Source organism: Lactobacillus sp. UMNPBX12 (assembly GCF_002553955.1).
Taxonomy (GTDB): Bacteria; Bacillota; Bacilli; order Lactobacillales; family Lactobacillaceae; genus Lactobacillus; species Lactobacillus crispatus.
On record NZ_PCYY01000001.1, the window covers coordinates 138916 to 150703 of the forward strand.

An 11788-nucleotide genomic window follows, 5' to 3' on the forward strand; every position below is an offset into this window, starting at 1 on the left:
TTTTTTATCTCTTTTCTAGAAAGGTCAAAAATGAATTATTCAACTTATTTTTCTACTAACACTACCGATTATATTGCAAAAGACCTAATTGGGCGAATGCTTACTTTTGATAATGGTCAAGAAAAATTAGGCGGCTATATCGTGGAAGCAGAAGCATATATGGGTAAAAAGGATCGCGCTGCACATTCTTATGGCGGTCGTCGTAGCCCAGCGAATGAAGGACTTTACGGCAAAGGCGGAACGATCTATATCTACGCGCAACGTCAATATTTCTTCTTTGATGTTGCCACTAGGGTTCAGAATGAACCACAGGGGGTTTTAATCCGTGCAATCGATCCCACTTTAGGAATTGAGACCATGATCAAGAACCGTCATGGTAAAGATGGCTTTCTTTTGACTAATGGTCCCGCAAAAATGATGCAAGCTTTTGGTATTCATGATAAAAATTGGAATTTGCACTTTTTATCAGACTCCCCTTTCGCCATTGATCTTGATGATCGTCATAAAAAAATTCCCCAGGAAATAATTGCTGCAGCGCGTGTTGGTATCAATCAATCTGATCCCGTTTGGGCTAACAAAAAATTACGTTTTTATGTAGCAGGAAATCCTTATGTTTCTGATATGAAAAAGAGAAATTATGAAACTAATAATGGTTGGGCTTGACAAATTTAACTTTTTCTTCTAGTATTCTTCATTAGTTAAATATTTTTCCAATGCAATAGAGGTTGCGACAATCACAAGTTAAGTTTGAGTTCGCGAAAACAATGATAGTTAACTTAGGGTTGCCGCCGAAATAGATTTAATATTCGCGTGTTAATCTGTTGGGCTATAGAAGAATATTCTATAGACTGTCCTGGTTAGTCCCCAGGGAGCGCTATAAGATTTGGTTTAAACACTGATGATTATGACCCTCGCAATTCTTTGGAAGAGCGAGGTTTTTGTTTACTCTTTATTGTGTTGGCTTTATGTTAAAACTATTTTTGGAGGTTTTATAATTGAAGTCAAGATTTAGATGGATGGCTGTAATAATGTCTGTCCTACTCAGTTTATTTATCGGTTTTTCTCTTAGTAGCAATCAGACTCAAGCTGCTAAGAAAGATTCTGGCACGTTAAAGATAGGTATGGAGGCAAACTATCCTCCATACAACTGGACTCAGCCAACCAAAGCTAATGGAGCTGTTCCAATTGATGGTTCTAACTCCTATGCTAATGGTTATGATGTTCAAATTGCCAAGATCATCGGTAAACGACTACACAAAAAAGTAATCGTAGAAAAGACTCAATGGGATGGCCTTTTACCAGCTTTAACTTCAGGTAAAATTGACTTAATTATTGCTGGTATGTCTCCTACTGCCGAAAGACGCAAGGCAATTAATTTCTCAGAACCTTATCGTAAAAGTACTTTCGTCGTAATTACTAATAAGGCAAGTAAATATTCTAATGCTAAGAAGTTGACTGATTTCAAAGGTGCCAAGTTAACCGCACAACAAGGAACTTTACACTACGATTTAATCAAGCAATTAAAAGGTGCTAAAAGAGAACCAGCTATGCGTGACTTTTCAGCCATGCGTCAAAGTTTAGCTTCTGGCACCATTGATGGTTATGTTGCTGAAGATATTGAATTTGAAAGTTACCACAACGTTAACCCTAACATTATTGCAGTTAACTTAAACAAAATGGCTGGCTTCAAAGTTGACCATGACGATTCCGTAACTAGTATCGGGGTTAAAAAGGGTAATACCAAGCTTTTAAATGAAGTTAACGCTACTTTAAGAACTATTTCTAATAAAAAGCGTGATCAATTAATGTCACAAGCCATCAAGGAACAACCTAAGGCTGGTAACGAAACTAAGAAAGAAAACTGGCTAGTTACTACTTGGAAGCAATATGGTGGCATGATTATGTCAGGTATTGGCATGACCTTGCTTTTAGCTTTAGTTGGTACCATTGTTGGTTTCTTTATCGGCTTGCTTGTAGGAATTATTCGTACCATTCCTACTCCAACTACTCGCGGCAAGCGTTGGACTTTGAACGTAGTTAAGTGGTTATTATCTGTTTATGTAGAAATCTTCCGCGGTACACCAATGATGGTTCAAGCAGCCGTAATCTACTATGGTATTGCCCAATTCTGGCACTTGAATTTAAATAGAACTGTAGCTGCTTTGATTATTGTGTCAATTAACACTGGTGCTTACTTAGCTGAGGTTATCCGTGGTGGTATTATTTCAACTCCAGAAGGTCAATTCGAAGCAGCTAGTGCACTTGGTATGACCCACAACCAAAGAATGTGGCATATCATCTTGCCTCAAGCTATTAGAAACTGTTTACCATCAATCACCAACGAATTTATCGTTAACATTAAGGATACTTCAGTATTGAGTATTATCTCAGTTTCAGAATTGTTCTTTGTTGGTACAACTATTGCCAGTCAATCATTCAAGTTCTTCCCAACTTACTTAATGATTTCTGCAATTTACTTGATCTTAACCTTTACTATTACTAGAATCTTCAACTTTATCGAAAAGAGACTTGAAGGTAACAAGAATTACAACTTGATGGCTAACCAAGTTCAAGTTGGTACTCCAAAAGATGCGGAGGCAAACAATTAATGACTGAATCAAACGAAGTAATTTTAAGCTTAAAGCACATGCAAAAGTCTTATGGAAATCACCAAGTATTAAAGGATATTTCCTTTGACATCAATAAAGGCGAAATCGTAACGATCATTGGTCCTTCTGGTGGTGGTAAGTCTACTACCCTTCGCTGCATCAACTTGCTCGAAGAACCTACTGGTGGCGAGATCGATTTCCACGGTGAAAACATTTTGGCACCTGGTTACAACCGTAATACCTTTAGATCCAAGGTCGGCATGGTATTCCAGCAATTTGATTTATTTGAGAACAAAAACGTCTTGGAAAACTGCATGATTGGCCAAGAATTGGTCCTCAAGCGTTCAAAAGACGAAGCACGTAAGATTGCTATGGAGAACCTTAAAAAGGTTGGTATGGATCCATTTATCAAGGCTAAACCACAACAATTATCTGGTGGTCAACAACAGCGTGTTGCTATTGCCCGTGCGATTTCAATGAATCCAGAAGTTTTATTGTTCGACGAACCAACTAGTGCCCTTGACCCAGAAATGGTTGGCGAAGTACTAGAAGTTATGCAAAAGCTCGCTACGACTGGTTTAACAATGGTGATTGTTACCCACGAAATGGGCTTTGCTAAGAGTATTTCTGACCGAGTATTGTTCATCAGTGATGGCGTGATTACTGAGCAAGGTTCACCTGAAGAAATATTTGATCATCCTAAGAACGAAAAGACGCAAAAGTTCTTGAGCAATTTTAGAAATAATGAATTTTAATCTTCTAAAATCAAATTAAAAATGATAAGCTTGGATTTAAATTCAAGCTTATTTTTTTACCAAAAAAGGAGGAGTACATATATGACTGCGTACTATAACCAAGAATATCATGAACCTGTCGATCCTGATCCAGTTCCCCAATCAAACTGGAAGCAAATCTTGAAAGAAACTTTTTTACGTCCATTTACTTGGAATGCTCGAACCAGTCGGAGAACTTACTGGATTGGTTTTGCCATTCTAGTCGTTTTAAGTCTAGTGCCTACTTGGTATCTCATAGTCACTACTAGTTTACAGCTAATGTTTGTTAACAGTAGTGTCCCAATGGAATATGACCCATCATTTTTCATAGCGATTGCCATAGTTATAATATTCGAAGTCTACTTTTTCCTTTGTGGGTTAGGTTTAGCAATCCGTCGGCTGCATGATATTAATAAAAGCGGCTACTGGTACTGGATTAACTTCATCCCTACCATTGGTTGGATTGTATTAGTCTACTTTTTAATTCAGCCAACAGTTAAGGAACCTGTAAGATGGGGTTCATATTTGCTTTAAGATCAAAAAACGCCATTTTTTGTAAATTCAAAGCCGCTATTTGCTTCAATTTACAAAAATGACGTTTTTTTAAATAATATCTTTCTTTTCCTTGATTCGAGCCAATTTCCAACCAGTATCAAAATAAGTCTTCCGGGTTAGACGCAAATCATCATAATCACTCTGCAGACTATCAATTGCATCCTGTAAGCTCTTGTTTTGTTTTCTAATTGCATTTAATTCAGGATCATTGATTACACCTTTAAGGTGTACTTGCGCAGCCAAATAGCGACGACGATGCTCAAATTCTTCCTTCAACGTACCAAGGGCATTCTCATATTTGACCAGTTTTTTATTAATATCTACAATCCCATTATTTAACTTAATAAAGAGCTGATAAGGCATATCTGACTTAATTCGGTTGCATTCAGCGCATGACAGAGTTAGATTATTCAAATCATTATTGTGGCTAAGCGATACTGGATCCTTATGATCTACGCTGCGGCCACGTCTGCCACAATATTGACAGCGATATTTATACTTAGCTCGAATACGTTCACGGTCGATAAAATCCACTTCATTTAATTGAAAATTGACTTCCAGACCTAACTTTTCTAAATTTTGGGCAAAAGTAACGCCTTGATCGGGCACATATCCCAGCTTGCCATCTTCACTTTTAATAATGGCAATGTTCAAATCACTCCGTTTAATCTGTGACCTAGCAATCTCGTTGCCATCGTAGTCTTGCAAAAAAGCCTCGTATCTTTTACGGTCCTTTTTATTTTTCACAATAAAACCTGATTGATCTTGTTTCTTTGCACCGACAAACGTGTAAAGCAAGCTTTGAGCAAAAGTTGCGACCGCATCATTTGCGTAATCTTCCGGATTCAGGTTGCGCGTGATACAAATGTCGCAAATACTGGTCAACTTAGGATTCATTAACCCCTCTTGCTTAAAATGCAAAGAGTCCATGCGCAGCCCGCATGAACTACATTGAAATTTCACCTAATCATCCCCTAACAATAGAATGCTAAAAGCTATTCGTTGCATCTTATCCTTTCCCGCGAAATCACCTTTAAAAAGATCTGGCAAAATTTTCTTAATAAAGTATTGTACGCAAACTAAATCGTCGAACTTCTTGATCGTTTCAAGACTTTCCTTGAACATTTGCATATAAACCGGGTTAGGATTACCTAATTCGATTTCTCCATAAGCTTCATATAACAAATCTAATTTATCACAGATTGATAAAATTTTACCCTCTAAAGTATCATCTTTGCCTTCTGAGAGACGTTTAGTATAAATTTCTTGAAATTCTTCTGGAATCTCATCCTTGATAAACTTGGTAGTCATGGTTTCCTCAACGTCGCCAATCATCTTTCTTAATTGAGGAGTTGCGTACTTAACCGGTGTCTTGATATCACCAATAAAGCGTTCAGTATAGTCGTGATTCAAGCTCTTTTCATAAAGTGCCTTCCAGTTAATCTTTTTGCCGCCGTGAACTTCTTCGATGTCACCCATCATTTGTGCTAATTCTGCGGTTCTAAAGCAGTGATCAGCTACTGAGTGGTGATGATACTTGAAGTAGCCCGGTGCTCGATCAATTGACTCTAAACTATTAAATCCTTGAATATATGCATTTAATCCCATTTTTTATCCTCCTCATTTTTCTTAAAATTTTTACTATGTTATCAAAGATTGATTTTCAATGCAAATAAAAAGAGGCCTTTGCCTCTTAAAATCTACGCGCCGGTGTCAGTATCGTTGCCATCGTCGTTAGTACTGCATCATAGTAATTATTTTTAGGTAATTTTTTAGCAAAAATATATTGCTGCGAAGCAAACAAATTATCATAGCCTTGATTGCGATTTTCATTCACCGCAATATAAATTGGCGCGCTAAAGCTAGCTGATTGATAATTATTGACCGGCTTGCCTTTTAAAGTATAGCCTGCTGTAATTGTATTTTGCTTGCTAAAAAATTTAAGCAATCTATGTAAAGTATTTTTCGCCAACTTTTCCTTACTAGTAGCAAGATTCATTGGCACTCGGCAAGCATTAGCATAATAATCACCATCATACTCACTAGCAGTAATTTTTCCTTTGACTGGTTTAGCATTTTTTGTTGTCAACCATGCAAAATCTGGCACTAAACCGCTCTTATGTTGATGACTTAACTGATTAAGCCGCTTAAGCATCGACTTTTTAATTACTAACCAGCGTGAATCATCACTTTCTTGATAAAATTTATCAAACATTGTAGGTAACACATCAGATGTTCGCAATAAATTATAATACTTCGACTTAGAATCTGCCCAGTTACCGACCGTTAACGCCTGTGTGGTCGGATTATATTCATAACACAAAATATCGGCAATTAATTTTTGCCCTTGCCGCTGATATGCTGGATTTTTCCATCTTTTAGCCGCTAAAAACAAAGCTTTAGCAATAAATAAGTCCCCATCAGTAGCGCTATTGCGTTCACTGCTCCATTTTCCATTTTTCTTTGTTTGCCGCCAAGCCATCAATTGCGTATTACGATCCCGGTGTTTTAAATAATACTGCACTAGCTTAGCAAAGTTGCTTTCTTTAACTGCTGGATCATGCGCCGCAATAAACATCCCATATCCTTGGCCTTCAGATAAAACCGTCACTTTTTCCTGCTTAGGCGTGGTATTAATATAGGCAAGATTCTCTTCTTCAACTACATAATTTTTATGCCAAGAATGTAGAAAAAATTACGCACCGCTGAATTATTATCTGCTCTGATATAGATCATAATACCGGTAAATGCAATCGTTACGAGTAAAAATCCTAGTAGCATCCATCTTTTTTTCATCTCATCACCTAATCCGCAAATCTCTTAGTCTTAACCCATTTAGTACTATCACGATGAAAAACGCGATCTAGCATTACTGAAGTAACCGCATGAATTGATACAATGATGAACAATTGCGAATAAGTAAAATATGATGCTAAGGCTAGCCAAATCTGTTCGTCAGTTGCCTGCCCATATTGCTTAGTCATCGCTAGGTTAATTTGCAAAATATAAAGCAAAACCATCAATAGCCAATTAAAGAGCAGAATTTGAGCTAATAAAATATTACTCCGCGAAATTGTAAATGGTATTACTACTGCAGGATTCCAAAAATGGACGATTAAGGCAATCAAATTAGAAAAAAAGATCAGATCTGATAAAACAATCGCCAAATTAAACCAGAAAAAAGTGCAGGAATAATAGACAGTCTCTAATTTAACCCGCCAGTTGCTTTTATCAAAAAGATGGCAAAAATTATTGATCACTACTTCATAGTTACCTTTAGCCCAACGCAAGCGCTGGAAATAATAATCTTTTAAGCGTTCTGGTTCTTGCTGGAAGGCTTCAGAATTATAGGCTAAGGCAATCAAACTACCTGAGCCCATAATTTTAAAAGAAATATCAGTATCTTCGGTCAAAGCGCCATTGCGCCAGCCGCCAATTGATCTGACATAATCAGTATTAATAATAAAGTTAGTCCCTGGAATACGACCAATCTTAAATAATTGCCAGATACCGCAGTGTTGAATTCGCTGGGTAACAACAATTTCCTGATTGATACACTTAGTTAAAAAATTCTGCCGCGCATTTCTCGTCTTATTGCGACCAAAAGCAGCCTTATATCTCACCGGATTTTCCAAAATCTTTTTAATTAAAAAATACAAAGCATTTTCTTCTGGCATGGCATCTGCATCATATACACCAAGGTATTCTCCTTGGGCAATCTTCAAAGCATCATTTAATACACCAGCTTTGCCACCACTACCTGTTCGTTCAATTACTTGAACATTGATTTCCCGTTCAGGATATTGCTTGATTATTTCCCGGGCAATTTTAGCAGTATCATCAGTACAATTATCAGCATAGATTAAAATTTGTAACTTATCAGCCGGATAATTCAAATTTAAAATTGCCTGCGTAGTTTTACTAATAACTAATTCTTCATTATGAGCTGGTACAACTAACGTAACTTTTGGGTAACGCTTAAGTGGCGTGATTTTAACTAAGAGCTTGCTGTGCTTTAACCAAAAGAAAACTGCACCACTTAAGGTAACTAGAGACATCAACAAAGAAAGCCAAATCGAGATTAACGTTAAAATTTGTAATGCTTCACTCATTTTTCGTCTTTTTTCCTTTTTTATTGATTACCGTATTTTCAACATTAAAGTAAATGACAAACGCACAAATAAACATAACTATGAAAGCAAGTAAAAAGATGCCTGAAATGCTTAAAGCTAAGAAATAAAACCAATTAGTCATTTGCTTCAGCCTTTAAATATTCAACAATTAAGTCAGTTTCCAATTCGCGGTCCAAATGTTTTACAATCACATTTGGATCTGTAAAACGATCCACGTTTGTTTCATCAATTCGCTGACTCGTCCATTTCAGGCCTCCGGGAAGATCATCTTGCACTTTTTTTAATTCCGCAATTGTCTCCTGATTAATCTGCTTGATAATGTCATCTCTTAATTCAGGCGAAATAATAAAAAAAGTGGCATCTCCTAAATAAAAGAGTTCCTCAGCTGCTAATCTTCTCTTTTTTAAGATATCAGCTAATTTTTCTAAATACTGTCCGTGCTCTTCTGGATGAAGTTGAGCAAACTGTTCGTGGTTAGCCCAACGCAACATTGATACATGATACATGCATCCATAAATGTAATTGTGGCCGTTCTTTAATATTACTAATTACTTTTGAATAAATTTTATTAGCAGTGTAACATGTATGCATTTTTAGAGTGCCATTGTAGCGTTTAAGGTAATTGCGAATATCTTGCCGATTTTTACTAATAAAACGCCAATCTAGGACATAATAGCGCAACACCGTTAAAAGCCCTGCCTCTATCGGAAAAGCTACCACTAAAAACCACTTTGCTTCTGTAGGAATTACAACATATCCCAGCACTAAAAAGCCCGCTGCAATCGTCGTTAACAAAATTATCAGCCAGCTAACCATTATATTAGGCAACAATAATCCCGTCATAATAGCTAAAATTAGAATTAAAAATAAGCCATTGACTATATTTGCCGAATATTCTTCCACTTGAAAAACAGCAATTACTGGAAAAAGTATTGCTGCAACGAGATCTAAATAGATCAAAATATTGTATTTATTATTCTTATTCATATATCTAACTATCTATATCCTATATATTATCTATAAAAACCTAAGTTAAATTATATTCAAAAATCTTTTTATGTCCATGTGCTAAATTAATTTTTTCAGTAAGCACAAAAAAAGCTAGAAGCGTCAGCTCCTAGCTTTTATTTCAATATTATTAAAGACTACTTGTTTTCGTCTTTTGCGGCCTTGTTCAAGAAAGCAACAACTGCTGCTACGTGAGCAACACGCTTCTTTGCGTTTCTCTTGTTCTTAGGTCTTTGGTTTGGTTCACAACCAGTGTTGTAATTTTCACCTTTACGCATATGCTATACTTCCTTTCAGATTTTCGAAAATCTAGTATAGTTTACCATGTCCAGCCCTTCAGATCAAGTCTTCATGCAGATTCAAAATTTTTCGGCAGATGCAGGACAACAATATAATTTAAGATTCGCGTAGCATAACTAGCATCCTTTTGGAAACTTTTAATTGCCTTTTTAGCTAAATCAACTCGATCAGTAATTAAGCCATCAACTTGTTGATACATCATCTTCTTCATTAATTTTTCGTCATTAACTGTCCAGGCATAAACAGGACGATCCTGCAAATGGGCTTGCCAAATAAAGTCTGAATTCAAGGTAGAATATTCCATTGAATATCCACTAGCAACACTTTGCGGATAAGTAAAATTATAAGGTTGAATGTAAAAGACAACCAAACGTGGATTAATTAAGTGCAGTCCTTCAACCACGCGATAGTCGAGTGATTGTACTTGATACGCATTTTTAAGAATCGTTTTGCCATATTTTTGATTAAAGCGCTGCAGCATTTTCTTCGAATCTTTAGCCGTCGTTTTAATTTCAATTAGCAATTTTTGATGCAGTCTTTTGGCTTCCTCAAGATATTGATCAAAGCTAACTAACTTAGCATGATAGCCGTCTTCTTTGGCAGTTAACTTTTCTAATTGCCGTAAAGTTAAATCATTCGGGGCTTTATTAACTCCCGTTAGCTTCAATAAATTCTCATCATGAATTACGATAAATTTTTTATCCTTAGTTTCATGAACATCAATTTCAACGTAGTCCGGCTTTTCTTTAGCCGTTTTTCTTAATGACTGTAACGTGTTTTGTACGCCATTTTTATCATCAACGCCGCGATGAGAAATAATTACTGGCGCTTTAGCATTTACACTAGTCAAATATAAATAATTGGTGGATATTGCATTAATCATTACTAGTACAAACACAACTAATGTACTTAGAATTATCTTTTTAGTTTTACCTGTTTGACTTATCTTTTCTTGCCTTAAGGCTTTCAAAATAATAGATAAGCCCAGTACACTAACATAGACTAACGCTACTTCACTAATAATTTGAACAAGCGAAAGATTGATAATGGCTACAATTAACGGACATTTCCCAGGTAATAAATCAACTAATAGCTGCAGGCAATACATTGCTAAATAGAAAATTGTCATGACTGCTGCAGATAAAACGGCTAAAACAATAATCCTCCAGCAAATCGTCCGCCAACGGTAGTGCGCCGTTAATCGCCAACTTCTTTTTACTGCTTGCGCCGACTTTAAGTGGTCAAAAACGATGATGGGTAAAACAAATACTAGCCTTGCACCAAGGATCAAAGCGGCTAAATAAAACGCAATCAAAACGGCTAACAAGATTGGCGTTCTCGTCAGATAATCCAAGATAAATTCTGAAATCTGCACTTTGCTTAAAAGTGGTGTTCTAAAGATGACATCGGCTAACGGTACTACCAATAAAAAATAGAGCATCAAAATAAAAAGCGTGCCTAAACGAATTTTTTTGATATTTTGCCAAGTTTGAATAAAACTATTTTTCCACGTAAAAACCTGATGCTTAATATCCCAAACGCCATGAAGTAAATAAGCTAATTGCGCATACAAGATTACTAATAAAAGCAGCAACTCAATTATCAAAATTAAAAAGGCAACCGTATGCGTCGTAATGATCGTCACTACATTTTGATAAGATACGAACGGAATAGCACTAGCCTGCAAAACAAAGGTTGTAATATAGCGAAAAAGTGGAATAACAATAAATTGATTAAATAAACTTAATCCTATAAAAAGTAGCAAATACCGCAGCCAATTTTGGCAAAATTCACGACTACCTGCTTTTATTTCTTTGACAAAAGTCATTGTTCTTCCCCCCTTCCATTGAAATCACTTTCTTAATTCTATACTAAAAAAGGACGAGGTCATTCCCTCGTCCCTATGATTAATTTTATTTTTTAACATTGACCGCCGTTTTTTAGATCATCAGCAGTAATTGCTTCAGGTTCATATTGGGTAATGGTCATCCCACCATCAATAATGCCGCTGTCTGAAGATAAACTCAAAGTTGAGTTGCGCGCATTTACCACTAGACCTGGTTCAAAGAAAGTTGTTTCCGGCTGAGCAGTATACAAGTCAAGACCAGCATTATTTTCGATTGAAATATTATACTTAGGATCTTTTTCAGCAAGGATTACAAACTGGAAGCTGTCGCCAATAGTACAAGTGCCGCCTTTTTTAGAATACTTGGTTGAACCATCATCTAAAGCCAAGATAACAATTTGGTGATCTGCATCCATCTTGCTTTTAATAATTTCTGCAGCATCTGGTTTAATATTGATTGAAATTGCATTCTCTGTCATTTTGTTTCCTCGTTTCAATCTAAATTTTATTAACTTACTTATTTAAGTATAGCACGACTAGTTCCAACTAACTAAAAATATGCTC

At 36.2% G+C, this 11788-nt stretch carries 12 protein-coding genes, 1 pseudogene and 1 riboswitch; of the genes and pseudogenes, 4 read left to right on the plus strand and 9 right to left on the minus strand.

The window, feature by feature from the left end:
- Positions 1–30 precede the first annotated feature (30 nt).
- From CP363_RS00680 to CP363_RS00695, 4 genes are all read left to right on the plus strand, one after another.
- The gene (locus tag CP363_RS00680; protein WP_098035693.1) at positions 31–663 is read left to right on the plus strand and encodes a DNA-3-methyladenine glycosylase; all 633 of its coding nucleotides are present in this window, start codon (positions 31–33) and stop codon (positions 661–663) included.
- A gap of 48 nt (positions 664–711) precedes the next feature.
- Positions 712–885, plus strand: a riboswitch (Lysine riboswitch).
- A gap of 110 nt (positions 886–995) precedes the next feature.
- Complete coding sequence (locus CP363_RS00685; protein ID WP_005720493.1) at positions 996–2609, plus strand: ABC transporter substrate-binding protein/permease; 1614 nt, start codon at positions 996–998, stop codon at positions 2607–2609.
- A complete protein-coding gene (locus tag CP363_RS00690) occupies positions 2609–3364 on the plus strand; it encodes an amino acid ABC transporter ATP-binding protein (RefSeq protein ID WP_089142969.1) in 756 nt (251 codons plus the stop codon). Before CP363_RS00685 ends, CP363_RS00690 begins: the two co-directional genes overlap by 1 nt.
- A gap of 81 nt (positions 3365–3445) precedes the next feature.
- Positions 3446–3916, plus strand: coding sequence for a DUF805 domain-containing protein (locus CP363_RS00695; protein ID WP_158227354.1), 471 nt, complete (start codon positions 3446–3448; stop codon positions 3914–3916).
- Positions 3917–3985: 69 nt separating this feature from the next.
- On the opposite strand, the gene CP363_RS00700 is transcribed toward CP363_RS00695, so the two are convergent.
- The 9 genes and pseudogenes from CP363_RS00700 to CP363_RS00745 form a co-directional block, all read right to left on the minus strand.
- Positions 3986–4900, minus strand: coding sequence for an HNH endonuclease (locus tag CP363_RS00700; protein ID WP_098035694.1), 915 nt, complete (start codon positions 4898–4900; stop codon positions 3986–3988).
- Positions 4901–5545 carry a YfbR-like 5'-deoxynucleotidase gene (locus CP363_RS00705; protein ID WP_013085657.1) on the minus strand — a complete coding sequence of 215 codons (645 nt, stop codon included), beginning with the start codon at positions 5543–5545 and terminating at the stop codon, positions 4901–4903.
- An 85-nt stretch (positions 5546–5630) separates the two neighbouring features.
- A pseudogene (locus CP363_RS00710) lies at positions 5631–6733 on the minus strand (glycosyl hydrolase family 8).
- An 8-nt stretch (positions 6734–6741) separates the two neighbouring features.
- On the minus strand, positions 6742–8049 hold the full coding sequence (locus CP363_RS00715; RefSeq protein WP_089146805.1) for a glycosyltransferase: 1308 nt from the start codon (positions 8047–8049) through the stop codon (positions 6742–6744).
- A gap of 134 nt (positions 8050–8183) precedes the next feature.
- Positions 8184–8576 carry a hypothetical protein gene (locus CP363_RS00725; RefSeq protein ID WP_089145357.1) on the minus strand — a complete coding sequence of 131 codons (393 nt, stop codon included), beginning with the start codon at positions 8574–8576 and terminating at the stop codon, positions 8184–8186.
- Positions 8545–9057: a hypothetical protein gene (locus tag CP363_RS00730; protein ID WP_098035695.1), complete on the minus strand. Its 513-nt coding sequence runs from the start codon at positions 9055–9057 to the stop codon at positions 8545–8547. The genes CP363_RS00725 and CP363_RS00730 overlap by 32 nt, the downstream gene beginning before the upstream one ends.
- Positions 9058–9215: 158 nt before the next feature.
- Positions 9216–9356 (minus strand): hypothetical protein, encoded by a 141-nt coding sequence (locus tag CP363_RS00735; protein WP_003548644.1) that lies wholly within the window; start codon positions 9354–9356, stop codon positions 9216–9218.
- Between the two features lie 71 nt (positions 9357–9427).
- Entirely contained in the window at positions 9428–11206 is a 1779-nt protein-coding gene (locus tag CP363_RS00740) for a glycerophosphoryl diester phosphodiesterase membrane domain-containing protein (RefSeq protein ID WP_098035696.1), read from the minus strand.
- A 92-nt stretch (positions 11207–11298) separates the two neighbouring features.
- Positions 11299–11703 (minus strand): iron-sulfur cluster biosynthesis family protein, encoded by a 405-nt coding sequence (locus CP363_RS00745; RefSeq protein WP_098035697.1) that lies wholly within the window; start codon positions 11701–11703, stop codon positions 11299–11301.
- Positions 11704–11788: the final 85 nt, after the last annotated feature.

Excerpts from the sequence above, each read along its gene's own strand:
- CP363_RS00680 (WP_098035693.1), top strand. The coding sequence starts at position 31 with ATGAATTATTCAACTTATTTTTCTACTAACACTACCGATTATATTGCA.
- CP363_RS00690 (WP_089142969.1), top strand. The coding sequence starts at position 2,609 with ATGACTGAATCAAACGAAGTAATTTTAAGCTTAAAGCACATGCAAAAG.
- CP363_RS00695 (WP_158227354.1), top strand. The coding sequence starts at position 3,446 with ATGACTGCGTACTATAACCAAGAATATCATGAACCTGTCGATCCTGAT.
- CP363_RS00705 (WP_013085657.1), bottom strand. The coding sequence starts at position 5,545 with ATGGGATTAAATGCATATATTCAAGGATTTAATAGTTTAGAGTCAATT.
- CP363_RS00715 (WP_089146805.1), bottom strand. The coding sequence starts at position 8,049 with ATGAGTGAAGCATTACAAATTTTAACGTTAATCTCGATTTGGCTTTCT.
- CP363_RS00725 (WP_089145357.1), bottom strand. The coding sequence starts at position 8,576 with ATGTATCATGTATCAATGTTGCGTTGGGCTAACCACGAACAGTTTGCT.
- CP363_RS00730 (WP_098035695.1), bottom strand. The coding sequence starts at position 9,057 with ATGAATAAGAATAATAAATACAATATTTTGATCTATTTAGATCTCGTT.
- CP363_RS00735 (WP_003548644.1), bottom strand. The coding sequence starts at position 9,356 with ATGCGTAAAGGTGAAAATTACAACACTGGTTGTGAACCAAACCAAAGA.
- CP363_RS00740 (WP_098035696.1), bottom strand. The coding sequence starts at position 11,206 with ATGACTTTTGTCAAAGAAATAAAAGCAGGTAGTCGTGAATTTTGCCAA.
- CP363_RS00745 (WP_098035697.1), bottom strand. The coding sequence starts at position 11,703 with ATGACAGAGAATGCAATTTCAATCAATATTAAACCAGATGCTGCAGAA.